Annotated in this window: 21 protein-coding genes and 1 tRNA gene; 17 read left to right on the forward strand and 5 right to left on the reverse strand. The window is 35.9% G+C overall.

The window, feature by feature from the left end; translation table 11 throughout:
* Positions 1-10: 10 nt before the first annotated feature.
* From thrC to AC4IFE_RS17635, 7 genes are all read left to right on the forward strand, one after another.
* Entirely contained in the window at positions 11-1324 is a 1314-nt protein-coding gene (gene thrC / locus AC4IFE_RS17605) for a threonine synthase (RefSeq protein ID WP_490758447.1), read from the forward strand.
* Complete coding sequence (folB, locus tag AC4IFE_RS17610) at positions 1321-1692, forward strand: dihydroneopterin aldolase (protein ID WP_490758448.1); 372 nt, start codon at positions 1321-1323, stop codon at positions 1690-1692. Before thrC ends, folB begins: the two co-directional genes overlap by 4 nt.
* A 27-nt stretch (positions 1693-1719) precedes the next feature.
* The gene (locus tag AC4IFE_RS17615; RefSeq protein WP_490758449.1) at positions 1720-3084 is read left to right on the forward strand and encodes a DUF4403 family protein; all 1365 of its coding nucleotides are present in this window, start codon (positions 1720-1722) and stop codon (positions 3082-3084) included.
* A 23-nt stretch (positions 3085-3107) separates the two neighbouring features.
* Positions 3108-3614, forward strand: a complete 507-nt coding sequence (locus AC4IFE_RS17620) for an RDD family protein (protein WP_490758450.1) — start codon at positions 3108-3110, stop codon at positions 3612-3614.
* Between the two features lie 58 nt (positions 3615-3672).
* Positions 3673-3746: transfer RNA gene (locus AC4IFE_RS17625), tRNA-Cys, on the forward strand.
* A 362-nt stretch (positions 3747-4108) separates the two neighbouring features.
* Entirely contained in the window at positions 4109-5194 is a 1086-nt protein-coding gene (locus tag AC4IFE_RS17630) for an acyltransferase family protein (protein ID WP_490758451.1), read from the forward strand.
* 839 nt (positions 5195-6033) lie between these two features.
* Positions 6034-6861: a glycosyltransferase family 2 protein gene (locus AC4IFE_RS17635; protein ID WP_490758452.1), complete on the forward strand. Its 828-nt coding sequence runs from the start codon at positions 6034-6036 to the stop codon at positions 6859-6861.
* Between the two features lie 135 nt (positions 6862-6996).
* Here the strand turns inward: AC4IFE_RS17635 and AC4IFE_RS17640 are convergent, their stop codons facing one another.
* Complete coding sequence (locus AC4IFE_RS17640) at positions 6997-7446, reverse strand: hypothetical protein (protein ID WP_490758453.1); 450 nt, start codon at positions 7444-7446, stop codon at positions 6997-6999.
* A gap of 236 nt (positions 7447-7682) precedes the next feature.
* Between AC4IFE_RS17640 and AC4IFE_RS17645 the strand changes: the two genes are divergently transcribed.
* The 8 genes from AC4IFE_RS17645 to AC4IFE_RS17680 all read left to right on the forward strand — a co-directional run bounded on the left by AC4IFE_RS17645 (position 7683) and on the right by AC4IFE_RS17680 (position 17014).
* Positions 7683-8234 carry a YMGG-like glycine zipper-containing protein gene (locus AC4IFE_RS17645; protein WP_490758454.1) on the forward strand — a complete coding sequence of 184 codons (552 nt, stop codon included), beginning with the start codon at positions 7683-7685 and terminating at the stop codon, positions 8232-8234.
* A 55-nt stretch (positions 8235-8289) separates the two neighbouring features.
* Entirely contained in the window at positions 8290-9921 is a 1632-nt protein-coding gene (locus tag AC4IFE_RS17650; RefSeq protein WP_490758455.1) for an LIC_10190 family membrane protein, read from the forward strand.
* A 50-nt stretch (positions 9922-9971) separates the two neighbouring features.
* Positions 9972-11042, forward strand: a complete 1071-nt coding sequence (aroC, locus tag AC4IFE_RS17655; protein ID WP_490758456.1) for a chorismate synthase — start codon at positions 9972-9974, stop codon at positions 11040-11042.
* A gap of 17 nt (positions 11043-11059) precedes the next feature.
* A complete protein-coding gene (locus AC4IFE_RS17660; RefSeq protein ID WP_490758457.1) occupies positions 11060-11623 on the forward strand; it encodes a thioredoxin family protein in 564 nt (187 codons plus the stop codon).
* Positions 11624-11671: 48 nt separating this feature from the next.
* On the forward strand, positions 11672-12211 hold the full coding sequence (locus tag AC4IFE_RS17665) for a TlpA family protein disulfide reductase (protein WP_490758458.1): 540 nt from the start codon (positions 11672-11674) through the stop codon (positions 12209-12211).
* A gap of 84 nt (positions 12212-12295) precedes the next feature.
* Positions 12296-12637 (forward strand): YkvA family protein, encoded by a 342-nt coding sequence (locus AC4IFE_RS17670; RefSeq protein ID WP_490758459.1) that lies wholly within the window; start codon positions 12296-12298, stop codon positions 12635-12637.
* A gap of 123 nt (positions 12638-12760) precedes the next feature.
* Positions 12761-14140 carry an orotidine-5'-phosphate decarboxylase gene (gene pyrF / locus AC4IFE_RS17675; RefSeq protein WP_490758460.1) on the forward strand — a complete coding sequence of 460 codons (1380 nt, stop codon included), beginning with the start codon at positions 12761-12763 and terminating at the stop codon, positions 14138-14140.
* Between the two features lie 54 nt (positions 14141-14194).
* On the forward strand, positions 14195-17014 hold the full coding sequence (locus AC4IFE_RS17680) for an aminopeptidase (RefSeq protein ID WP_490758461.1): 2820 nt from the start codon (positions 14195-14197) through the stop codon (positions 17012-17014).
* A 284-nt stretch (positions 17015-17298) separates the two neighbouring features.
* Here the strand turns inward: AC4IFE_RS17680 and AC4IFE_RS17685 are convergent, their stop codons facing one another.
* On the reverse strand, positions 17299-18135 hold the full coding sequence (locus AC4IFE_RS17685) for a lamin tail domain-containing protein (RefSeq protein ID WP_490758462.1): 837 nt from the start codon (positions 18133-18135) through the stop codon (positions 17299-17301).
* Between the two features lie 417 nt (positions 18136-18552).
* On the opposite strand from AC4IFE_RS17685, the gene AC4IFE_RS17690 reads away from it, so the two are divergent.
* Both AC4IFE_RS17690 and dusB read left to right on the forward strand, forming a co-directional pair.
* Positions 18553-21744 carry a DUF8818 domain-containing protein gene (locus tag AC4IFE_RS17690; RefSeq protein ID WP_490758463.1) on the forward strand — a complete coding sequence of 1064 codons (3192 nt, stop codon included), beginning with the start codon at positions 18553-18555 and terminating at the stop codon, positions 21742-21744.
* A gap of 424 nt (positions 21745-22168) precedes the next feature.
* Positions 22169-23164: a tRNA dihydrouridine synthase DusB gene (gene dusB / locus AC4IFE_RS17695; RefSeq protein WP_426046382.1), complete on the forward strand. Its 996-nt coding sequence runs from the start codon at positions 22169-22171 to the stop codon at positions 23162-23164.
* Positions 23165-23203: 39 nt separating this feature from the next.
* Here dusB and deoC read toward each other — a convergent pair whose 3' ends face one another.
* From deoC to AC4IFE_RS17710, 3 genes are read right to left on the reverse strand one after another with little or no spacing between them, the layout of a single operon-like run.
* Positions 23204-23950 carry a deoxyribose-phosphate aldolase gene (deoC, locus tag AC4IFE_RS17700; protein WP_490758495.1) on the reverse strand — a complete coding sequence of 249 codons (747 nt, stop codon included), beginning with the start codon at positions 23948-23950 and terminating at the stop codon, positions 23204-23206.
* Positions 23951-23952: 2 nt separating this feature from the next.
* Entirely contained in the window at positions 23953-24423 is a 471-nt protein-coding gene (locus tag AC4IFE_RS17705; RefSeq protein ID WP_116012708.1) for an Lrp/AsnC ligand binding domain-containing protein, read from the reverse strand.
* Between the two features lie 14 nt (positions 24424-24437).
* Entirely contained in the window at positions 24438-25379 is a 942-nt protein-coding gene (locus tag AC4IFE_RS17710) for an endonuclease/exonuclease/phosphatase family protein (protein WP_490758464.1), read from the reverse strand.
* Between the last annotated feature and the right edge of the window lie 102 nt (positions 25380-25481).

Genomic DNA, 25481 nt, shown 5'->3' on the forward strand with positions numbered 1-25481 from the left:
ATTGAAAACAATGAAATATTATAATTTAAAAGATAAACAAGAAACCGTTAATTTTAAAACAGCTGCCATAAAAAGTCAGGGCAGACAAAAAGGATTGTTTTTCCCAGAAGAAATCCCTCAGTTTAATGAAGAATTTATCCGGAATCTGCATCTGTATTCCGATGAAGAAATTGCTTTCAGATGTATGAAAGATCTTATCGGAGACGAAATTCCTCCGGAAATATTAAAGACAATTACTGCGGAAACGGTAAGCTTTGAGATTCCTTTGAAAAAAATCAATGAACGGATATCCATTCTTGAGCTTTTCCATGGACCAACTTTGGCATTCAAAGATGTGGGTGCACGGTTTATGAGCCGCTGCCTATCCTATTTTCTAAAAGACCAGGATAAGAAAGTAACGGTTCTTGTGGCCACTTCCGGTGATACGGGGGGAGCTGTTGCCAATGGATTCTACAATGTCCCGGGAATCAGGGTGGTTATACTTTACCCCAAAAACAGGGTGAGTGATGTTCAGGAAAAGCAGCTTACTGCACTGGGAGGAAATATTTCTGCACTGGAAGTCAACGGAAATTTTGATGACTGTCAGAATCTTGTCAAGCAGGCTTTTTCAGATGAAAGTATCAACTCAGCGTTGTTTTTAACCTCGGCTAATTCTATTAATGTTGCGAGATGGCTTCCTCAGCAGATTTATTATTTATTAGCTTTAAAACAATGGAAACAGCACGAAAATCAGGATCCGGTAATTGGTGTCCCGAGTGGAAATTTCGGAAATATCTGTGCGGGACTTCTTGCTTATTTCCGCGGGCTTCCTGCAGAACATTTTATCGCTGCATGCAATGAAAATGATGTAGTTCCAGATTATCTGAAAAATCATCAGTATCGTCCTAAAAAAGCTGTCGCCACCTTATCCAATGCCATGGATGTTGGAGATCCCAGCAACTTCACCAGAATCCTCGAACTTTTCGGACATCAGTTTGATCATCTGAAAAATATGATTTCGGGATATTCAATAGATGATGAATCCACACTGAAAACCATAAAAGAGGTATACGAAAAATATGAGTATATCCTCGACCCTCACAGTGCAGTTGCATTTGCTGCTATGGAACAGTATCTGAATGATAACCCAGGCAAAAAAGGATTTATATTAGGAACGGCACATCCTGTGAAATTCCCTGAAGCAGTAGAAAAAGCAGCCCATATTACAATTGACATCCCCGAATCACTGAATGATCTTATGAAAAAGGAGAAAAAAACTGTAGAAATAAATGCAGATTTTGAAGAATTAAAACGATTTTTGCTGAAAATAAACCAGGAACAATGAGCAAGATCTTTCTTGAAGATGTAAAAATATATGCATATCACGGCGTGCTTCCCGAAGAAAATATCATCGGGACCTATTACATTTTAAATGCAGAACTGCATACGGATCTTTGGAAAGCTTCAGAAACGGATGATCTGAATGATACAATAAGCTATGCAGACATCAACGGGATTATTCATCAGGAAATGTCCATTAAATCCAAGCTGCTGGAACATGTGGCAGGAAGAATTATCATGAAGATTCATGAAAATTTCCCCCAGATTTCCTACGTTAAACTGAAGATTACAAAAACCTCCCCTCCGATGCAGGGTGAAATGAAAGGGGCAAGTATTGAGCTGGAAAGAAGTTTCATCCCTGATGATTTTTAAATTTACCTACACAAAAAATATACTGAATTGAAATCCATCAAATTATTATTTATATTAAGTTTCGCCATGGTTTTTGGCCAGACTGCTATTGATAATCAGTCTGCTGTTTATAATTTTCCGAAAATAAAATCCAGCATTACCATGCCGGTAACCATTCCACTTTCTGAAATCAGCAATATGATCAATTCTTCGGTAAAAGAGCTGGTATTTCAGGATGATTCTTATACGGATAATAACAATGACCAGTTCAAGGTAAAGGTGTGGAAGACCCGTCCTATCCGTCTGGTGGGCGGAACAAGCCAAAACCTGCTGATCGAGGTCCCTTTAAAAATATGGGCCGAAAAAGGAATTGGCACTTTGGGAGTATATTCATATCAGAATACGACTTTTGAAACGGTTATGTCTTTCAATACCACAATTAATTTTAACAATAACTGGACAATTTCTACCAATACGCAGCCCAATGGTTTCAGATGGGTAACAAAGCCTGTTCTGGATTATGGGAAAATACAGATCCCTATCACTTCACTGGTAGAAAAAAGCCTGAAAGAACAACAGGCGAAATTTGCCAAGACCATTGATCAGCAGATGGCTACCCAGCTGAATTTCCAGCAGTATGCAGTAATGGCGTGGAATGTTTTTTCGCAACCTTTTAATATCTCTGAGGAGTATAATACCTGGCTGAAAATAAGCCCGGTTGGCGTGAATATCACCCCGCTGAAATTCTATGGAAACGAAATCACCACGAATATAGGAATGGATATTTATTCGGAAACGTTTACAGGAAGCAAACCTGCTGCATCACCAGTAGTAAAATCAGCCGGAAATTTCATTGCAGTTCCTGTTTTGGCAGATAAATTCCTTCTGCAGACCACTGCTAATGTCCCTTTTTCTGAAGCGACAAATATCGCCAGAAATATGTTCATGAACAAGGAATACGATGTCAGAGGCTCTAAGGTAAAAATCAAGGACATCCGGGTTTATGGCACCGAAGGAAGAGTGATCATTGAAGCAGAAACAGAAGGTTACGTGAACGGGAAAGCTATTATTTCCGGGATCCCTGTATATGATGAGATGAAAAAGAAAATTGTGCTTTCCAATACAAAATTCAATCTAAGGACTGCCAATGTTCTGCAGAAAACCGCTACCCTGCTTTTTAAAGGAAAAATTGTAAAGATGATCGAAGAAGAATACGGAATTCCTACGCAGGATCTGGAACTCGCCTCAAAGAAAAGTATAGAAGAGGCATTTAACAAAGAATATTATAAGGGCTTAAAAATGAACGGAAAGGTTTTCAATCTGAAACCCGGCAGCGTCCTAGTAAATCAATCCGGCATCACTGCAATCATTGAAACGAACGCCACTTTAAAACTAATACTAAACGGAATTTAAATTAATAAAACTAATACAATATCATGAGAAAATATCTGGCAGTTGTCGACAGACATAAGGCCACATCCGGCAAACGCTTTCTTAATTTCTTTTTAGACAGGCTTTTTATACAGGCTATTTATTATGCCTTCTTTTTTATATTTGGAATAGGGTACTCGATAGTGTATGGAGAGGGATTTTCCGCTGAAAATGAGGACCAGAGCTTTACTTTTAGTCTGATTGCACTTCTTATTTATCTCGTTTTGTCTTTTTCCTATTTCTTTTTTATGGAATATTATCTGGGTAAGACCATCGCCAAGTATATTACAGGAACAGAAGTTATCAGCATCGATGGCAATAAACCAACATCTCAACAGATTATTGCCCGTACATTTTCCCGCGCTGTACCTTTTGACTCCCTTTCTTTTTTAGGGAATAACGGCTGGCATGACAACTGGAGTGATACCCGGGTGATCAATGGTAAAAACTATGTTGCTGAAAGACAATTAAAAGAAGAAATAAGCAGCATCGGAGCGAAAGAAATGATTTAAAAATTTTTGTTCATTAAAAATTTTTGCTATATTTGCACACCTCAAAAATGGTAAAAATGGTACTTTGGCCGAGCGGCTAGGCAGTGGTCTGCAACACCATCTACAGCGGTTCGAATCCGCTAGGTACCTCCAAGCCTTTCTATATAAAAACTGAATTTCAGTCAATTATAGAAAGGCTTTTTATTTTGTATGTATTACCTTATTATACCATCTTCCCTAAATTAAAAGCCACACTACGTAATGACAACAACGGGGCACCAAATCACAAAATATTAATATGAAAAAGATAAAAAAGCAAGAACTTAAAGATCTATAAAAGACTTGACAATATTGATGAGTTTCTTTTCTAAATACACTCACTTTATGTCCTTGAGTTAAATTGCTTATTCTACAGGATTATTACAATTACCCATTTTTCCTATTTTAATTAAATTTAAATTGTATTTCTGTTACTATATGGAGTTAAGCTCCTCATTTTTCATTATTTTTGGTGAATGAAAAAAATTTATCCTAATCTAAATTCCCTTAGATTCATAGCCGCTACACTTGTTATTATTAGCCATGTTGAATTATTTAAATCGTTGTTTGGATTAGAGAATTTACTTTCTTTTAATTTTTTTCATATCATGGGAAAATTAGGTGTTAATCTGTTTTTTGTTTTAAGCGGATTTTTAATCACATCACTACTTCTACATGAAAAAGAAATCAAAGGAAACATCAATATTAAAAATTTCTTTGTAAGAAGAATTCTTAGGATTTGGCCGCTATATTACTTAATAATTTTTCTCGGTTTTTTTGTTTTTCCATATCTTTCTTTTTTCCATATACCAGGTGATATTTTTACAAATGTCTTTTCACATCGCAATTCAAGTATATTTTATTATTTAACAATCTTTGCAAATCTGGGAGTTGTCCTGTATGGTGAAATCGCTTATACATCTCAAACCTGGTCCATCGCAACAGAAGAGCAGTTTTATCTGATCTGGCCTTTTCTTTTCCTTACCAGAAAGTACAGTAAATATGTTCTTTTTATCCTGATATTATATTGGGTATTAACATTTATTTTGAATCATACTGACATCAAATTATTTTCTTCCTTTTTTCAAAATGCATTACGTGGATTTCTTTTTCAGTTTAAAATAAACTGCATGGCAATAGGAGGAGTCTTTGCTATTTTGATATATAAAAACTCAGTTGCCATACAGTTCATTTTTAAAAAATATGTTTTATTGGCCTTTTCAATTATTACCGTAACACTGATGTTATTTGGTATTGAATTCAAGTATTTTCACGATGATATATATTCAATTTTATTTGCGGTAATTATTGCCAACTTAGCATGTAATAACAAGTATTCTAATCTTTTAGAAAATAAAATCACTAACTATCTGGGTTCAATTTCATACGGAATTTATATGTATCACGGAATTGGGATTATAATAGCTATAAAAACTGCAGTATATTTTAAAACCGAAATTATAATCTATCCTATAACATTAGGAATTACCTTTATTATCTCTCATTTGTCTTATAAGTATTTTGAAAGCTATTTTCTAAAATTAAAATCAAAATTTGGTTAAGGAGAAGGTATTGTTATCTATTCCTTTATTGTTATATCATTTGATTTGTATTGTTTGCTTGCAATGTATTATTATTTCTTTCTCAAACACAGACTTTAAAATAAATTATATTTCAATCTATTATGCGTTTAAGGTGAATATGCAATCAGCCACATTCTGGAGTATCAGAAAGAAAAATTTCCTAATCTGATTTTAACTAAGATCTTTTAATATACAATTTAATCTTAAACAGTAAGAAGTACAAAACAAAAAAAATCCCCGAATTGCTTCGGGGATAAAAACTAATAACCATGAAAACTCAAATTAAACATGAGTTGCTTGATATATTGAAAAATCGTGCCAAAGTTGTAATATTTTTTAAAATATTTTTTTAGACATAATAATGATTAGTCCATACTATTTTAGATAAACGAAATATAAAAAATCGTCTAAACATAAGGGTTTACAACAACAAAAGAGGCATATAAAATAAATTCAAAATGAGAATATTTATGATTAATATCATGTTTAGTTATCTAATTCTGCAAACAATAATAAAATAAAAAGCCTCCTGATGGAGGCCTCAAAAACACAAATGATGAAAAAATTTTTATAATTTAATTAAGAAAATTATTATTTAATTCTATACTCTAAGGTAATACCTTCTCCTTTCCTATTTTATGAGTTCAGTCATAATTGCTTTTCAAAGATTCTTTTGATTTATTTCTTTCCATAAGTACTCAAAATCATTAGAAAAAATCAATCCGATATAAACCAATAAAAATAAATTCAATATAGTTTAAGATATATTTTCAAAAAAATATTTTATTACTTTTACAAAAAATTTAACTCTTTATATTGTGATAAAATTCTCTATACTTATAGCCAATTATAATAATGGTAAGTACTTTAGAGACTGCTATGATTCGTTGATTAACCAAACCTATGAAAACTGGGAAGTGATAATTGTTGATGATGCTTCTACAGATGATTCCGTAGAAATAATTGAAGCTATTATCAAACATGATCCTCGCTTCAGTATCCATCGCAATATATCCAATCGGGGATGTGGATACACCAAGAGAAAATGCATGAAATATGCAACAGGGGAATTATGCGCCTATCTGGACCCTGATGATGCCCTATACACAGACACCTTAGAAAAAACCATGCAGGAATTTTCTAAAGATGATATCATAGCAGCTTATTCCCAAATGATGTTCTGTAATGAAAATCTTATTCCTGACAAAATATTTGGAGGGGCAAAACAAATCCACAACAGCAGATATTTTTTTAACTGCCCTATTCAGCTTACCCATTTCTTCATTTTTAAAAAAGAAGTTTACCTGAAAACTTCCGGCATCAACCCCAACCTGAAAAGCGCTGTAGACCAGGATTTATACCTGAAAATTCTGGAGCATGGCAGCGTAAAATACATTAAGAAACCCCTTTATCTTTACCGCCTGCACTCAAACGGCATTTCTCAGCAGAGCTTCAAACAGGGAGCAAAAGAATCTTTTGCCAGAGTCATTCATGACACCATGAAAAGAAGGGAAATCAAAACAATCAACAATAAAACTGTCCCGGAAACATATACCACTTCACAGGAAATCTATGAACTCCTGAACTACCAGACTTCCAAACTTCACAGGCTTATCAATAAAGTAAAAGTAACTTTAAATATATAATGAGGGCTTCTCAACGATGCGATCTTGTTATTTATTCATGTTCAATTTGATTAAATAAAAAAAGCCTCATTCAGGAGGCTTAAAAACATAAATAATAAAATCCTTTTGAGGATTTAAAGATAATTTAACTACATTTTACTCTTCCCAGGTCACAGGAATATATACAGTAACGTACCCGTCAGCATCTACCTGAGCATCTGATACAGTTCCTGTTACCGATCCGTAACCGGCCCAGCCTCCCTGCCCCTGCATCGCAGAGAAAGTATAAGTTCCCGCCGGAATGCCTTCATAATATCCAGGCAATGTCTGAAAGCCTCCACCGTAATACGTGTCATAAACCTCACCGGTAACTGTATTTTCAGCAATGAAACTTCCTACATCGTAACTTCCCGAAAGCGTTTTTGTTCCGTTCAGGGATATCAGACCGAATCTTACCTTATAGGTTTTCGTTTTTGAAGCTTCTTTAGAGGTTTCAGAATGAGCCTGAGACTTAGCATCTGTCATGAGATCATCATTCGAAGAGCACGAAACGGCAACGGCTGACAATAACGTAAAAGCCATAGCCTTAAAAATTGATATTTTCATATTAAGTAATTTTGGTATTTCAAAAGTAACCAATTCATATGAATTGAATAAAAACTTTCAATGAACTTAAAATTACATCCATGCGCTGTTTTACATGTAAAAACATCTGGAAACATTATAGTTTTATCAGAAAAAATTACCACTTTAACATTTCTTAACTAAATTTGGCTTCATAATTGAAAATAAATAGGAAGTTGCTGCCGTCTGGCAAAAAACTACTTATTAAAATTTGAATTATGAGAAAGATAATAGTAGCAGGATTTTTATCAGTCTTTTTACTGACAGCCTGCAAAAAAGACGAAAGAACAGCTGAAAAATCTCTGGAAGAGCAGAAACTTGAATTTCAGGCAAGACAGCTTGAAATAGAAAAGCAAAAGCTGGCTATCGAGAAAGAAAAAATAGTATACGAAGCACAGAAAAAAGCAGACAGCATTGCTGAAAGTAAAAAATCTCAGGCTGCAGCTGCCAACAATTCAAAGCCTAAGATCATAAGAGAAACAAGAACAGTATATAGAGACAGAGGATCAAACTCTAATTCAGGAGGCGGAACCTATGCAGACAATGGAAGCAATTCCTCTCAGGGAACCACTGCTACTCAAAAGAAAGGATGGAGTAAAGCGGCCAAAGGAACTGCTATTGGTGCCGTAGGTGGTGCCGCAGTAGGAGCCATTGTTGCTAAGAAAAACAGAGGTCTTGGAGCCGTGATTGGTGGTGTAGTTGGTGGTGCAACCGGTTATACAATCGGTAGGGCTGGAGACAGAAAAGACGGAAGGGTTCAACCACGTTAATTAATATTTTTACGATAACATTTAAAGATTGCTTATTTTTAGGCAATCTTTTTTTATGATTTTACTTTTACTTTCTTCGTTTCTTATTCTTTCAGTCCTCGCAGGCTGGGGGAAAGTCATGGAAAGCTTCTTTGGCACTTTAACCGGAGGTGTTTCAGGTAATATTTTAACCGGAATATTAGGACTCAGCCTTATTTGGACAGTTTTTGCGTTTTTTATCCCTATCAATATATATGTAGAAATTCCTTTTATATTATCCGGAGTTTTTTTCTTCTTCAAAAAGCAATTATATCAGAAAATTAATTCGTTTTCAAAGAAAGACATTCTTTTAATTGGCGGTATTTCATTGCTCATTGTTTACAGTAGCTCGTTTTATCCTTATATACTGGATCATTTCGGATATTATGTTCCTACCATCAAATGGATCACGGAATACGGCCTTGTAAAAGGGATTTCCAATTTGGATTTAACATTAGGGCAAATGTCGGTATGGCATATTTTTCAGGCAGGATTCTCCGGGTTTTCAGATCCTTTTTTAAGAATCAATGCCATTCTTCTGATCGCTTATACTTTTTATATTTTTGAGAAGAGGAGTTGGGTACAGCTTTGCTTCATTCCGGTACTCTTACTTTTCTCACAGTCACCAAGCCCTGACCTTCCTGTTATTACTTTATCATTGATTGTTTTAAATGAAATCATGACAGGAAACAAAAATATCAGTATTCTTTTTGCTTATGCCGTTTTTGTTTTTTCTATAAAGCCTACCATGATGTGGCTCCCATTACTGGTGTTTTTCTGTTCTGTATTTATTTTTAAACCCAATTATAAAAGCTGGGTTTTAGGAACCGGAATCCTTATTCTGTTCTTTATCAAGAATATATGGACATTCGGACATCCTGTATTTCCTGTTGCCATAGGTGATTTTGGATTTACCTGGAAACCCAATCCGGAAGTCTTAAAAATTTCATCGCAATATGCTATTCAGAAGACATATGATATGCAGTACAGCTACGAAGAAATTCAAAAATTCTCTTTTTATGATGCGGTCAGAAATTGGTTTACCTTGGAAGGAATTAAATCGAAAATCAACCTGTTCTTCATTTTAAGCCTGGTTATCTTTTCTGTTTTTGCCTTCATTAAAAAGAAAAAAATCATTAGCCTTGTCTGCATTTCCTTATTGATAAAAAGTATACTGGTATTAGCTTTCTCGGCACAATACCGTTTTTTTCTTGATGTGTTTTTCGTGATCGCTTTTATCCTGTTTATTCATTTCAGTAAAAAAAAATCACTTGCTTTTTTCTTCACCTCAAGTGTATTGGTGATTGGGATCTTAAGTTTTCCCAATTTCATCCGTCAGTATATTCCGAGTTTCAGACTGGGGAACTTTATGGCCGGATTGAAAAAAGAACAGCTGTATCAGCCCTCAACTTATCATTACAACAAATCTGAAACTTTCAAAACGGGAAATTTAAAATTTAATGTATCAAAGGATTATCCTTTTAATTTTGACACTCCTATTCCTGCAATATCTGAAAGTTATATTTTTGATGATGCAAAAGCAGGAATCTTCCCTCAGTACATTGATGAAAAAAACATCAAAAAAGGATTTATCTGGAAAAAACTCACACCGGACAAAAAAAAGGAAATACAGGACATTATCCATACTATCAAAAACACTGATAAATAGAACAAATCCAGAAACTTTATTATCTGAAGAAAAATAGGTAATTTTGTAACATGTTCAATACATTAGGTAATCTTCTTAGTCTTACAACATTTGGAGAAAGTCACGGCGTGGCTTACGGCGGTATAATCAATAATTTCCCGGCAGGTTTAACGGTCGATTTCGATAAAATTCAATATGAATTGGATCGTAGAAAACCCGGCCAGTCTGCGATTGTCACTCAAAGAAAAGAAAGTGATACGGTAAAGTTTCTTTCAGGGATCTTTGAAGGAAAAACGACAGGTACCCCAATTGGTTTTATTATAGAAAATGAAAATCAGAAGTCTAAGGACTATGATCATATTGCAGATTCATACCGTCCGAGTCATGCGGATTTCACGTATGACCAGAAATTTGGTATCAGAGACTATCGCGGCGGAGGAAAATCTTCAGCAAGGGAAACCATCAACTGGGTCGTTGCAGGAGCTTTGGCCAAGCAGCTTTTATCCGGCATTGAGATCAATGCTTATGTTTCTTCGGTAGGCGATATTTTCTGTGAAAAACCTTATCAGGCTTTAGACTTTTCAAAAACGGAAAGTAATGATGTACGTTGCCCGGATGCTGAAACTGCTGAAAAAATGATCGAACGAATTAAAGAGATCAAAAAAGAAGGCAATACCATCGGCGGTACGGTTACATGCGTGATCAAAAACGTTCCTGTAGGAATTGGAGAGCCTATATTTTCCAAACTTCAGGCTGAATTGGGCAAAGCCATGCTGAATATCAATGCCTGCAAAGGATTTGAATACGGAAGCGGTTTCTGCGGAGCTAAAATGACAGGGAAAGAGCACAATGATGCGTTCAATACAGATTTCAGTACAAAATCTAATCTTTCAGGAGGAATCCAGGGAGGAATTTCCAATGGAATGGATATTTATTTTCGTGCTGCATTCAAACCTGTAGCGACTATTCTGAGACCTCAGGACAGCGTAGATAAATATGGAAATCCAGTAGTAGTGGAAGGAAAAGGACGCCACGATCCATGTGTAGTGCCAAGAGCAGTTCCTGTTGTGGAAAGCTTAGCTGCATTTGTACTGGCGGACCTGTTTTTAATTAACAAAACAAGAAACATCAATAATTTTTAATATAAATATTTTTGGTCATGAAAAAATACTGGGATCAGGGAATTTCTTTTGAAGAGTATGTCCGTATCGGAAAAGAAAGATTGGAAAATCCTTCCAGCCAACAGGAAATCGAGTACAGGCAATACTACGAATTAGGGCTTCAGAGAATGGACAGAACACTTAAAAAATATATTCCGGATGAAGAACAGTTAAAAGAGTTGGCTTCTAAAAATTTTGATGGGAAAATCCTGATTATTTCAGAAGCATGGTGCGGCGATGCCAGCGCTACGGTTCCTGCTCTTGTTACCTTTTTCAAAGGACACAATGACGTCAAAATTTTCCTGAGAGATGGTGACAAAAGCCTGATCAGTCAATATCTGACCAATGGTACAGAATCTATCCCAAAAGTACTTATTCTGGATAAAGATTTTAATGTAAAGAATTCCTGGGGACCACGTCCGAAATACGGATATGAATTATTAATGAAGCACAAAGCAGATCCTGAAGCTTACCCGAAAGATAACTTCTATAACGACCTGCAGCTGTATTATGCAAAAAACAGAGGCAAAGATGCCGTTCAGGAGATTTTAGAATTGCTATAATATAAAACTGAATCCCATAAGGCAAAAATTAACAGTAAAGATCATCGCATGAAAAAGAATATCATATACCTTGTCCTTATCATCATTATCGGTGTCATAGCTTTTGTTCCGGGAGTAAAAGAATACCTGAGAGACCAGTTCTTCCCGATTGCTACCATTGAAAATGCCGTACATGTAAGTGAAGAAGATTATGACATTGAGCTGAAAGGGATCAATGTACCAAGTACCAATCTTAAAACGTTTAAGAATAAACCTGTTTTCCTTAATTTCTGGGGAACCTGGTGTCCGCCGTGCAGAAAAGAATGGCCAAGCATTCAAAAATTATATGATTCCAGAAAAGGAAATGTAGATTTTATTCTTATTGCCATGAACGATAAGGAAGAGGATGTAAAAAAGTTTTTAAAAGAAAATAATTATTCCGTTCCTGTCTATATTGCACAAAGCCCTATTTCTGAAAAAATTCTTCCCAAAGTATTCCCTACCACTTTTCTTATTGATAAGCACGGAAGAATCATCATTAAAGAAGATGCCTCCAGAGATTGGAACACAGAAACTGTGCATCAGTTCATTGACAATATCATCAAGTAATTATTTTAACTAAATTTTATATTTTATTGGTATAGTATTTGCGAAATTTATTACGTTGAAAAATTTATTAAAACTAAACACAAAATGAAATATTCAAAATTGAATCTTGCAAAAGAAGCGATCAGCCATAAAGGCTTTGTCAAAAAAATTCCTGACATTTTCAGGATGGTCAAATTATGGAGAAAAGGAGAATACCCGATGAGATCCATCGATATCATCTTACCACTCCTGGGGCTTTTATATGTAATTTCTCCTATTGACATACTTCCTGAATTTGCCGTACCTGTTTTAGGAGTTATGGATGACTTGGCAGTATTGTCACTGACGATTCCAAAATTGATTAAGGAAGTGGACAAATTTTTGCTGTGGGAAGCAGAACAAAGGCTGAACGGCACCAAAGTTATCGATGCAGAAATTATAAAATAATAATTACAGAAATATTTTTAAACCATCCTGAAACGTTTCAGGATGGTTTTTTATTGACAAATGGTTGATAAATTTTTAAGCCTTGTTTCAAATCATTAAATTTGCAGTATCTAATAAAAAATAATGGAAAGTAAAAAAGAATTTTTCTTAGAGTGTTACAAGCTGGGCATCATCAAATTCGGAAGGTTTACCTTAAAAAGCGGCATTGAAAGTCCGTTCTATGTAGACCTGAGACCTTTGGCCTCGGACCCGAAAATCTTAAAAAATCTGGCTAATTATTTATTGGAAATGCTTCCACTTGATAATTTTGATTTAATCTGCGGAGTGCCTTATGCAGCACTTCCGATGGCTACTGCGATGTCTTTGGAAAGTTATATTCCATTAATTATTAAAAGAAAGGAAGCCAAAAGCTACGGAACTAAGAAACTGATCGAAGGAATTTACCAGAAAGGCCAGAACTGTCTTTTGGTAGAGGACGTGATTACTTCCGGAAAATCTCTTGTAGAAACCATTGCAGAGGTAGAACAGGAAGATCTTAAAGTAGCCGATATCGTTGTGGTCCTTGACAGAGAACAGGGCGGAAAACAGTTGCTGGAAAGTAAAGGCTACAGAGTTCACACCCTTTTCAATATTTCAGAAGTTTGCGCTATTCTTCAGGAAAACGGAGAATTGTCTAACGAAGAAGTAAAAAGAATCCAGGATTTCCTTCAGGGAAACCATATTCAGTTTGAAGAAAAGACGAGAAATTCTTACGAGCAGAAATTAGAACATGCACAGCATTCAGTTTCTAAAAAACTGCTGGAAACAGCTTTGGCAAAAAAATCAAACCTTATTGCCTCTGCTGATGTTACTACAACCCGGGAACTGCTTGATCTTGCTGAAAAAGTAGGACCTCACGTGATTGCGTTAAAAACACATATTGATATCATTTCAGACTTTGACTATGAAAAAACAATTCTTCCTTTAAAAGCATTAGCTGAAAAACATCAGTTCTTACTGATGGAGGACAGAAAGTTTGCAGATATCGGCAACACACAGGAACTGCAGTTCACCAGCGGTGTATTTAAAATTACAGACTGGGCAGATTTCGTTACTTCACAGGTGATCGGGGGATTTGAATCTCTGGACTGCTTTAAAAATGTAGGCGTAGTTGCGATTGTAGGAATGTCTTCCAAGGGAGCGCTGACTACGGCAAGCTATCGTGAAGAAGCTCTGAAAGTAGCATTATCACATCCCAATGTCATCGGAGGAGTATCACAGAATCCGATTCCTGAAGAGCTTTTGCTTTTCACTCCGGGTGTTAATCTTGCAGACTCAGGCGACGGAAAAGGACAGCAGTACAATACTCCTGAACATGTTTTCAAAATGCTTCACTCGGATTTCATCATTGTAGGAAGGGGAATTTATAAATCTGAAGATCCTGAAACTGCTGCCATTACCTATAAGAATGAGGGTTGGAATGCTTATATTAATTCTTTGCAAAAAAACGCGTTTCAGGACTAAAATCCTGCTGGATATATTCAAAATAAGTTTATATTTGGGCTTTATCACAGGATTTTGAAAAAGATTACGACTTGCCTTGTTTTGTTTTGGGGAATTGTACAGGTTTCCGGGCAAAAAGACAGCATATATATTGAAGCTAAATTATCTGCCGACAGAAAAACACTGGACGTCAACCAGGAAATTGTGTATTACAATCATACTGATAAAGACCTGCAGTCGGTAAAGCTTCTCAATTGGGTTTCTGCTTATAACAAAAAAGGAACATCGCTGGTATACAGGAAACTGGAAGACAGGAACAGTGATCTTCATTTTGCAAAAAATGATCAACTGGGTACACTTCTGGATCTGCAAATTAAAAATTCAGCACAGCCTGTTTCAGTAAATTCCACATCGGATGAGAATCTTTTTCTTCCTCTGAAAGAGGCTTTGAAGCCCGGAGAAAGCATCAAATTACAGCTTCAGTACAGCATGCACCTACCTGACAAGAAATTTACAGGTTACGGTACTTCAGATAAAGTCACTGCATTAAAATATTTCTTTATTGTTCCGGATCATTTTGATCCGGACAATATTTCCAAAAGAAACTATCACGATATTGAGGAATCGGTAAGCTTCAATACTTTCTGGACCGTCAATTTTGACCTCCCTCCTAACAGTTTTATAGAAAGTAACCTGCCACAGATCCAGATGAATGCATTCAAGGGTTACCTTGATTCTGATCCTGAATTTGTAATCTCGCAGAGCGGGCTTCCTTCTATAAAAGTAAATGTGGATGGCGCTGATACTGAGATCAAGTTCGGCTATAATCTGAAACCGGAAGAAAAACAGAATCTTGAATTTTATCTGCCTTTGCATTTGAAATTCATTAAAGAGAAAATAGGTTTTCTTCCAAAAAATATTTTTATTTCGGATAAGTTCAGAGCTTTGGAGGATTTTTTCGGGAATAATGATATCTCTTTCTGGAAATTCAGATTTCAGCTGTTCACCGAATCTGAAAAAACAGATCTTGATTATTTCGGGATTATTGCAAAAAAAATACTTGACGAAAGCATTATTGCAGATAAACAGAAGGATCACTGGTTCAAAAACGGTTTGAAATCTTATCTTGAAATCCAGTATCTTCAAAAGTTCTATAAAGACACCAGGTTATTGGGTAATTTGCCGGAGACCCGTATTTTTGGAGTAAAACCATTAAAGCTATTCCATGCTTCTAAAGTAAAATTGATCGACCGTTACGGACTGGCTTATCAATACATCATGTCCCAGAATCTCGACCAGAAAATCAGCGAGAACTTCACGGTTTTGAGTAATTTTAATGATATGGCGGTCAGCAGTTTTGAAACGGGAAGCCTTTTTAATTATACTGCCGAAAAAATGGGGTATGATCAGTTCAATAGTATTCTGAAAGAGTATATTTCCAAAAATACAGACAAGAAAATTGCGCCGGAGGAATTTCTTAAAGAACTCACTGAAAAAGACAAAACATCAGGATATCTCACCAATTTTTTAAAGCAAAAGAACAGAGTTAACTTCAAACTGAAGAATATTAAGAAGGAAGATGATTCTTTAAATATTAAAATTGGTAAAAATACGGACTCTTCTATTCCTGTACGGCTTGAGACACAGACCAGCGAAGGTGAGGTGAAATCCTATTGGATAGAAACAAAAGAAAACGAAAGAGTCACCAATTTTGCGTTGCCTGTTTCTGAAGATATCCACAAAGTAACTCTAAACTCAGATTATATTTTTCCGGAATCCAAATACCGGGACAATTTTTTATATGCAAAAGGTCTGTTTTCGAATACAAAAAAAATAAAATTTAAACTTATTAAGGATATTCCAAATCCTGAATATAACGAAATATACGTCAGCCCAAGAGTGCGTTTTAATAATACGTATGATAAATTTCTTCTGGGGGTCAACTTAAAAAACCAGTCTTTCTTCGATCAGAAGTTCCTGTATTCATTTACACCTACTTACAGTACGGGAACCGGAAAACTGACCGGATCAGGCGCTATCTCCTACTCTTTCCTTCCGGCTGAAAGTATTTTCAGAAGTATTACTTTTGGAGTATCAGGTTCTTATTTCCATTATGACTACGGACTGGCTTACAGGAAAGGTTCGATCTTTTCCAATTTCAACTTCAGGAAAAATCCACGAAGTACAGTAAGCAGAAGCTTAGGATTTTCTTACAATTATTTGGAGAGAGACCTCAGTCCTAAAATGATCGCTAATAAGGATTATGACAAGTATAATCTCTGGAGTGCAGGCTATGGGTATAGCGACAGCCAGATGATCCATGAAAAAAGCTTAAGCTTAAGCACTCAGGGTATGGAGGACTTCAATAAAATAACTGCGGAAGGATTTTACAGATGGGAATTTGCTCCGAAGCAAAAGTTGAGTGTCAGGTTGTTTGCCGGTTATTTTATAAGAAATGAGACCCGAAATAATACATTCAACTATGGAATATCAAGGGTTTCAAACTATTCTTTCTCTTACAATCTGTTGGGAGAAAGTGCTAACAGCGGCCTTCTGTCACAACAGTTTATCCTGGCTGACGGAGGTTTTAAATCCTTTATCCCGGGATCTGTTAATCAGTGGATTACTTCGTTTAATGTAGATTCCAGTGTTTGGAAGATATTTCATGTGTATGCGGATGCAGGAATCTATAAAAATAAAAACCGCCCAGCAGAGTTTATCTGGGACAGTGGTATTAAAGTAAAGCTTATCCCGGATTTCCTTGAAATATATTTTCCGATACAGTCGTCTTTAGGCTTTGAACCTTCTTTCAAGGATTACGCAAAACGCATCAGATATACTTTAGTACTAAATCTCGGTGCCGTTATCAATGCAGCGAGAAGGGGATGGTATTAAAAGAAAAAAGCAACTGTAAAAACAGCTGCTTCTTTTAACATGTTATATTGAAAACTAACTTTTGCTTTTCGGATTAAATTTCATCTAAAGTGTTCCTTAAATGAATTTTTTCTTTTCTCTATTCGTATACATCAAATACAGTACCACAAAAATTAAAATATTCAAAAAAATATACAATATTTATCTTTAAAGAGTAAATAAAATTCCAGATCGAATATGATGATAAAAAACTCCGGCCATTTCTACGAAATGGCCGGAGCTTATATTAATAAAGAAACTAAAAATTAGTCTTTTAAAATCTTCTGAGATACCGGCTCATTATTGATTGTTCCTGTAACGATATAGTTTCCTTTTGCCAGTTCAGCAACGTTTACACTACTATTTTCTTTTACAGAAGCAGATTTAACAACCTGTCCGAACATATTGTAAACTTTTACATTTTTCACATCAGCTCCGAAAGTAATCTCATCACTTTTCACGAAAGTGTTTTTTACAAAGTTTCCAGCTTTTGCGTTTTTGATATCAGAAACAGCCAGTGTTCCTGAAGTTGAATTCTGAGGAGTTGGAGCTACTGCTACAAAATCCGTAGCATTATTGTTAGTATCTCCTGCTACTCTTGCAATTGAAGTTGTATTTGATGGTGCCGGAGCAGCAGCTGTTCCTTCAAAAGCATTTGCAGTACTGCCATACCCTAGGTAATCAATTACATTTGAGGCTGTTGGAGATGTTGGCGCTGTACTATTAGTAGTTAAAGCAATTTTCCCCGCGCTTCCAGATAAATTAATTGTTCCCGTAGCATCAGGTGTTGGCAAATCTCCTCCTGCACTTCCTACACTTCCTTCCTGTAATAGATAAGTTTGTCCCGGAGCTAAAGTTATATTTGGCAAAGCATGGTTACTGTTTCCTCCATTGAAGGTCCCTGTAGCGGAAGCGTACTGTAAATAAGCACCTGTTAAGGTAACTGGAGCAGAACCTATATTTTTTAATTCTACAAAATCATATTTATACAATATAGCTGCGTTGCTGCCTCCACCAGCTCCATAAATTTCATTAATCACAATTTGAGCGTTCATAGATGCTGCTGCTGAGATTAATCCCAAAATAGTAAAGATTTTTTTCATTATAAAAAGTTTTTAAATTTTATGAGATAAAAGTACAAAAAACCATCACTATATAAAAGTGACATCATATAATTAACAATTAATTAAAGTTACTTTTTTAACAATCTTTCGGGAAACCTTACTAACATTACATTTCCTGTTATAAATAAATCTCTTGTCAAAGATCTATTACATTTGAAGTTACATTTTCGGTAATTAATATAGATTGAACAAATGAATAAAAAATTAATGATTGCAGAATTTGATTATTAATAATCTACATAATAAAATCACCTGTAATTTTCAGGGATTTACAATAAATTAGATTAAATTTCTGTTAATAATGATTAACCCATTTCCATTAACATTTTTTAGTTATTTTTACGAACTATTTTGAAAGGCTTGCGTAATCTTTTTCTTCTGATCGGTTTGTTTTTCATGGGCATATTTTCGGCCCATGCACAAATATTTTCGTGGAAAAATCCGAATATTCCGGAAGACAGCATTAAAAAAGACAGCATCCTTGCAGCCCGTTTTGAACAGGATATTTTTGCAAAAGACACTTTAGATTTTGTTAAAACCAACAACAAAATAATCGTAGATGAAGCGGTACTTGTTAAAAACGACAAAAAAAGATTTTTAGGAGAGCTGAACTCTAAAGGTTCTATCATCCGTGGAATCACATTCGGTAATAACCAGGGACAGTCTGTACAGAGTTCTATGGACCTTCAGATTTCCGGAAGACTTTCCAAGGATGTAACTATTTTAGCGAGTATTTCGGACCATAACCTTCCTATTCAGGCTGATGGTTATACACAAACTCTGGAAGAGTTTGACAAGATTTATATGCAGCTGAACATTAAGGATAAATCCATCCTCAGAGCAGGACATCTTGATCTTGTGGAATCCAAAAATTATTTTGCAAAATTCCAGAGACGAAGTATGGGGCTTGAGTTTCAGACTGAATTCGGAAAGGATAACAAAACTTTTGTTGATGTTTCTATGGGCGTTGCCCGAAGTGAATTTCACAGGGTTCGTTTCCAGGGTGTGGAAGGCAACCAGGGTCCTTACCGTTTAACCGGGAAGAATGGCGAGCAGTTTATTACCCTTATTTCCGGCTCTGAGCAGGTATTTATTGATGGTATTTTAATGAAGCGTGGAGAAAACCAGGATTACGTCATTAATTATAATACCGGAGAGGTTACCTTTACCAGTTTCCGTCCGATTTTCCAGCAGAACTTTATCACTATTTCCTATAACTATACGAACAGGAATTATTCCCGATATTTATTTACCGGAAAAGTAGAACATCAGAGAGAAAAGTTCAAAGTAGGACTCAACTGGTTCATGGAAAATGACAACAAAAATGCTCCCCTTTCTTTAAATCTTTCCAAGGAAGATGAACAAATCCTTGCCGATGCCGGTAATGATCCCAATATGATGTATGCCCCATCAGGCGTAGTTACTCCATATGATGTTAATAAAATCCTGTATCGTTTAAATCCGGCCGGAAATTTCTACGAATTTTCGACAGATCAGAATGAAACACTTTACCAGGTTTCCTTTACTTACTTTGGTATTAATCAGGGTGATTACAAAATTACGCAGACCACGAATAACGGCCGTGTTTTTGAGTATGTCGGGAATAATATGGGGGATTATAAAGCGGTAAGAAAGCTTCCTTCTCCTCAGAAATCTCAGGTTTATTCAGTAAATTCCGAATATCTTTTAAAAGAGGGAAAAATTGGCGCTGATTTTTCACTGAGCAACTATGACCTGAATTTATTTTCTTCAAAAGATGCTGCTCAAAACATTGGATATGCATGGCGTATTTTCGGAAATAAAAGTTTTACAAAAAACAACTGGAAAGGAACTCCGAGCTTTGAATATCAATATATTGATAAGCAATTCCATATTTTAGACCGTATCAATGATGTGGAATTCTCAAGAGATTTTAACTTAGTACAGGAATTCAGCCAGAGGACTCAAAACAGATTTATATTCAGCTTTTTAAATAAATGGAACAATAAATCTACTCTGAATTACCGTGTAAACTACCTGGATGAACAGGATACCTACAAAGGGATAAAAAATGATCTTGATCTGAGCTGGATCAGCGGAAAGTTCTTTACAAAAGGAAATCTGTCATACCTTAATACAAATGCTACCCTACAGGATACTAAATTCATCCGGGGTGGAGTTTCTACAGAATTTACCGGCAAAAAAGGAAGCTGGGCTGTTGGAGGAAGCATGGAACATAATGAAAAGAAGTATAATGATACGCAGCTCATGGATGTTACCAGTTTCAGCTGGAAAGAGATCTTTGTTCAGAAAAAGATCGGTGACAGTACACGCACAAAGCTCCTTGCCAAAGTATACATGAGAGATAATGACTCTGTACGAAACAACAGGCTGGAGAGTATGAATAATATCCTGGGAATCATGGCGGAAAGCCAGCTTATCAAAACCGAAAGAACCACTTTAAATGCTTTGATACATTATAGAAAATTCTTTTATCAGAATGATGATGCAGACATGACCCGAAATAATGATTTCGTGGTCGGAAACATTCTGTATAATCAGCAATTGTTCAGAAACGGGATGCGTCTGCAGGCATTTTATGAACTTGGAAACGGACAGGAAGCACAGAGAGAATTCCAGTATCTTAAGGTAACAGATGGCCAGGGTGTTTACAAATGGACCGATTATAACGGAGACGGCATCCAGCAGCTCGATGAATTTGAAATTGCTGAATATTCTGACTTAGCACAGTATATCAGGATTTATACCAATTCCGTGCGCTATATTCCTTCCAATAAAAACAAGATCCAGTTGGCATTATTCGTTAATCCGTCGATTGTCTTCAATTCTGAAAATGCATTTTTAAAACGCTGGAATTTTAATGTTTCACTGAACTCACAAAACTCTTTCTACAAAAAAGATAAGGTTCTGGTACTGAATCCTTTTGAAAAGAACAGTGATCAGATCTTAAAAAATCAGAATATTCTGGCCTCTGTCCAGTTTAATCCAACTGAGAAATCCGGCTGGAACGGGAACTACCGTTTTATTACCAATGATAACCTCATCAATGCCAATTTCAGTAATGAAGAGCGTGAGCAGGTTTCTCATTTTATCAATATAGGATATTGGTTTAATAAGGAATTCAGAGTCGATTGGGAAAATTCAATCCATGATCTTAAAAACTCATCTCAGTTATTTGCCACAAGGGATTACCGTTTGAATAATATTGAAACAAAACCGAAGGCTACCTATAAATTTACAGATGCTATCCAGGCGGAACTTTCTTCTGCTTACCGTCAGAAAAAAAGAATAGACGGTGAAGAGCTCCTTAAAGCTTTTGACGTTACAGGAACCATTCAGTGGGAACGCAGAAAAACTTCAATAAGGGGAAATTTCTCTTTTATTAATAATGATTTTACCGGAAACAATTTCAGTATTGTCGGAAACCAGATGCTGGACGGCCTTAAACCCGGCAAAAACCAGGTATGGAGTGTCTTCATTCAGCAGGCGATCAACTCTTTCCTTCAGCTCAATTTAAATTATGAGGGAAGAAATTCGGGAGACAGAACCATTCACATCGGAAGTATGCAGGTGAAGGCAAGTTTTTAATTGAGTTGGAAAGTTTGGGGTATGAGAGATTGAATGAAGTTAATTACCGATTACAGTTGGCTGTTTTTTGTTGCCATTTATCAAATTTACTAAAACCATTCGTCTGATATCTGTCATCTATATGCCACTATTCACCCACTCATTTGCCTAAAAAAATTCACAATTCACAACCTTAATAATATTTTAAATCCAAAAAATCATAGTCTGACGTCTAACATCTGAGATCTGGTGTCTCATATCTAGTGTCTAAAATCTTGGCCTTGGCTCTTGACTCTTGATTCTCGATTCTCGATTCTACCATCCACCACTCACTTGCCACGCAAAATTCACTATTCAGCTCAATTTTTTTCAAATAGATACTCAACATTTACAGTCATAGATATTATCATATTTCCAAATGTTTATAATTTCGTAAATTTGCCGCATGGTAAAAATAGGCAATATAGAACTGCCGGAATTTCCGCTTTTGCTGGCTCCGATGGAAGATGTAAGTGATCCTCCATTCAGACGCCTGTGCAAGATGCACGGGGCAGATCTGATGTATTCTGAATTCATTTCTTCTGAAGGCTTAATTCGTGATGCGATGAAGAGCCGCAAGAAGCTGGATATTTTCGATTATGAAAGACCGGTTGGTATTCAGATCTTCGGCGGCGATGAAGAGGCAATGGCAATGTCTGCAAGGATTGTAGAGACGGTAAACCCTGATCTCGTGGATATTAATTTCGGATGCCCTGTAAAAAAAGTAGTCTGTAAAGGAGCGGGAGCAGGTGTTCTTAAGGATATTGATCTTATGGTACGTCTTACCAAAGCTGTTGTAAGCTCTACTCATCTGCCGGTAACGGTTAAAACCCGTCTGGGATGGGACAGCACCAGCATCAATATAGATGAAGTAGCCGAACGTTTACAGGAAACCGGCATCAAAGCTTTAACGATACATGCCAGAACCCGTGCACAGATGTACAAGGGCGAAGCGGACTGGGAACATATTTCCAGAATAAAACAAAATCCTAATATTGAGATTCCTATTTTCGGAAACGGCGATATTGATTCTCCGGAAAAAGCTCTGGAATACAAACAAAAATATGCATGCGACGGGATTATGATCGGTCGTGCAGCGATTGGATATCCATGGATTTTTAATGAGATCAAACATTTTTTCAAAACCGGAGAGCATCTTCCGGAACCTGTTATTGCAGATCGTTTACTTGCTGTCCGCCAGCACGCGGAATGGAGTGCGGAATGGAAAGGTGAAAAATTGGGTCTTATTGAAATGAGACAGCATTACAGCAATTATTTCCGTGGTGTTCCTCATTTCAAAGAATTCAGGAAAAAATTCCTTGAGGTATTTACTTTGGAGGAAATGGATGCTTTGATTAAAGAAACGCAGCAGTTCTACGAAGAATATCAGGCACAGGTATAAAATAAAAAAACCATCAGATTGATGGTTTTTTTTTATGTCTTAATATCCTCCTGATGAAGATTCGTTTTTTATTAAATTCAAAGCTGAAGAGGTTCCTATTCTTTTCACTCCCATGCTGATCATTTTCTCGGCATCTTCGGGAGTTCTCACTCCTCCGGCTGCTTTTACAGGAAGCTTCCCAGCGTTATCCAGCATGATTTTTATGCCTTCAAACGTTGCTCCGTTGGGTTTTCCGTCTTCTGTCTGGTAAAAGCCCGTAGAAGATTTCACAAAAATGTTCGGCAGATCATTTTCAGAGAAGTTTTCTACCGACCAGTCTGAGATATTTTTAGTGATATCCGCAATCTGTGCATCCGTTAATGCCGCAATTTCAATGATCCATTTTGCGATCTTCTGATTCTGCAGAGCAAGTGTTGTACATTTTACGAACTCGTCTTTTACCAGGGCAAGATCTCCTTTGAGATAAACATTATAATTAATAACAAAATCGAGTTCATCTGCTCCGTCTTCAATTGCTTTTGACGCTTCAGCAAGTTTCTCATCCACAGTATAGGTTCCTTCATGAAAACCTATTACGGTTCCTACCACAACATCCGAATGTCTCTCCTGAATATACTTTTTGATATCGGCTACATAATCCGGACGGATCATTACTGCAAAAATACCATGGTCTATGGCTTCCTGAGCAAGCTCTTTATCTATCTGTAATGTTTCTTCGTTTGAAATGCCTGACTGTTCAGGTGTTTTCAAATAGGTTGAATCCAAATATTGGGCAATCTTCATAATCTTTATACTTTCAGTTGTCTGTAAATACCTTGTTCCAAAGATATGAAAGTTTCTGTTCTTGTCACCCCTTTCAGCTTCTGAAGTTTGTTCAGAATCTGCATAAGATGGTCATTGTCTTTACAAAGAACTTTTAGGAATATGGTGTAATTTCCTGTTGTATAATGCGCTTCCACTACCTCATTCACTTCTTTCAGAGATTTTACAACCTCAGGATAGTGGCTGGGCTGGTCCAGAAACATTCCGATATACGAAATTACTTTATATCCAATTTTTTTAGGATTAAGAAACGAAATGGAGTTTTCAATAACTCCCGCATGCTCGAGTTTTTTAATTCTCTGATGTACAGCTGTTGTGGAAATTCCAACATTTTTTGAAATGTGGGCTAAGGATGTTTTAGCATTATCCATCAGCATGTAAATGATTTCCTTGTCAATCGAGTCTAAATGATAACTTGTGTTACTTGAATTTTTCATTTTCTACTTATTATTTATGTTTTTGTTTCTCCAAACTTTACAAAAACCGGGAAGTGGTCGCTGTATCCGCCCAAATACCGGGTACCGGCATAGGTTCGGAAGGGACGTCCTTCAAAATTTTTCACCTGGCTGCTTATTTTTTCAGAATTAAAAATATGGGCACTCTGAAAGTTCAAAACATCATTATCAAAAAGTGATTTTGACATGATGATCTGATCATACAACAGTCCAGACTTATAATGAAAAGTAGAATAATTTCTTGTATTAAACAATTCTTGAAAAGGGTTTACCAGGACCTTCTCATGCTTGTTGTCGTAGAGAATTTTTACTAAATTTTCATCATCAGGGTTTTCGTTAAAATCACCACACAATATTACATGTTCTTTTTCGTTACCTACAATTTTCAGAATCCGGTTATGGATCTCATTAAGAATAAAGTCTCTTTTGGGCTTATTAATATCTTTTTCTCGCTTAGAGGGAAGGTGGGCGATAAAAACATTAATAACAGTTTCTTTATACTTAATTTTAGAAAACAGTACGTCTCTGGTTGTGTCGTAATTCTCTGTGTTTTTTCTATTTATAATTTCAAAGAAGAAGGTAATAGTTTCTGAGTCTATGATCTCTACTTTGTCTTTATGGTATAACATGGCTACATCTACCTTTCTCTCATCCATAGAATTGTAATGTACAATTCCATATTCTGAATTAAAAGGTTCCATTTCCACCAGATCTTCTAAAACTTTCCTTCCGGAAACTTCAGAAAGTCCAATTAAAAATGGGAGAGCACCATTTTCCTCCTTCATTAACTGAAAAACGTGTGAAATTTTAAAAAGCTTATTTCTATATCTTTTTTCATCCCAACCTCTCAAGCCCGATTTTGTAGGGTCTAACCTGTGAAGAGGTTTCGGGTCGGGTAAAAATAAATTTTCAACATTATAAAAAGAGAACATCTCCATCTGCAAAATTTGCTATCTTAAAATTATCAATTTCTTTTCCGTTGTAAATTTATTATTTTTTTTCAAATTTCATTAATTTATTTATACTATTTTCATCTTAAT

The sequence above is a fragment of the Chryseobacterium sp. UF-81 genome, from assembly GCF_058245105.1.

Coding starts and splice junctions, on each gene's coding strand:
- pyrF (WP_490758460.1), top strand. CDS start 12,761: ATGGAAAGTAAAAAAGAATTTTTCTTAGAGTGTTACAAGCTGGGCATC.
- AC4IFE_RS17710 (WP_490758464.1), bottom strand. CDS start 25,379: ATGGAGATGTTCTCTTTTTATAATGTTGAAAATTTATTTTTACCCGAC.
- dusB (WP_426046382.1), top strand. CDS start 22,169: ATGGTAAAAATAGGCAATATAGAACTGCCGGAATTTCCGCTTTTGCTG.
- AC4IFE_RS17650 (WP_490758455.1), top strand. CDS start 8,290: ATGATTTTACTTTTACTTTCTTCGTTTCTTATTCTTTCAGTCCTCGCA.
- AC4IFE_RS17645 (WP_490758454.1), top strand. CDS start 7,683: ATGAGAAAGATAATAGTAGCAGGATTTTTATCAGTCTTTTTACTGACA.
- AC4IFE_RS17630 (WP_490758451.1), top strand. CDS start 4,109: ATGAAAAAAATTTATCCTAATCTAAATTCCCTTAGATTCATAGCCGCT.
- aroC (WP_490758456.1), top strand. CDS start 9,972: ATGTTCAATACATTAGGTAATCTTCTTAGTCTTACAACATTTGGAGAA.
- AC4IFE_RS17660 (WP_490758457.1), top strand. CDS start 11,060: ATGAAAAAATACTGGGATCAGGGAATTTCTTTTGAAGAGTATGTCCGT.
- AC4IFE_RS17705 (WP_116012708.1), bottom strand. CDS start 24,423: ATGAAAAATTCAAGTAACACAAGTTATCATTTAGACTCGATTGACAAG.
- folB (WP_490758448.1), top strand. CDS start 1,321: ATGAGCAAGATCTTTCTTGAAGATGTAAAAATATATGCATATCACGGC.
- AC4IFE_RS17640 (WP_490758453.1), bottom strand. CDS start 7,446: ATGAAAATATCAATTTTTAAGGCTATGGCTTTTACGTTATTGTCAGCC.
- AC4IFE_RS17690 (WP_490758463.1), top strand. CDS start 18,553: ATGGGCATATTTTCGGCCCATGCACAAATATTTTCGTGGAAAAATCCG.
- thrC (WP_490758447.1), top strand. CDS start 11: ATGAAATATTATAATTTAAAAGATAAACAAGAAACCGTTAATTTTAAA.
- AC4IFE_RS17665 (WP_490758458.1), top strand. CDS start 11,672: ATGAAAAAGAATATCATATACCTTGTCCTTATCATCATTATCGGTGTC.
- AC4IFE_RS17685 (WP_490758462.1), bottom strand. CDS start 18,135: ATGAAAAAAATCTTTACTATTTTGGGATTAATCTCAGCAGCAGCATCT.
- AC4IFE_RS17620 (WP_490758450.1), top strand. CDS start 3,108: ATGAGAAAATATCTGGCAGTTGTCGACAGACATAAGGCCACATCCGGC.
- AC4IFE_RS17670 (WP_490758459.1), top strand. CDS start 12,296: ATGAAATATTCAAAATTGAATCTTGCAAAAGAAGCGATCAGCCATAAA.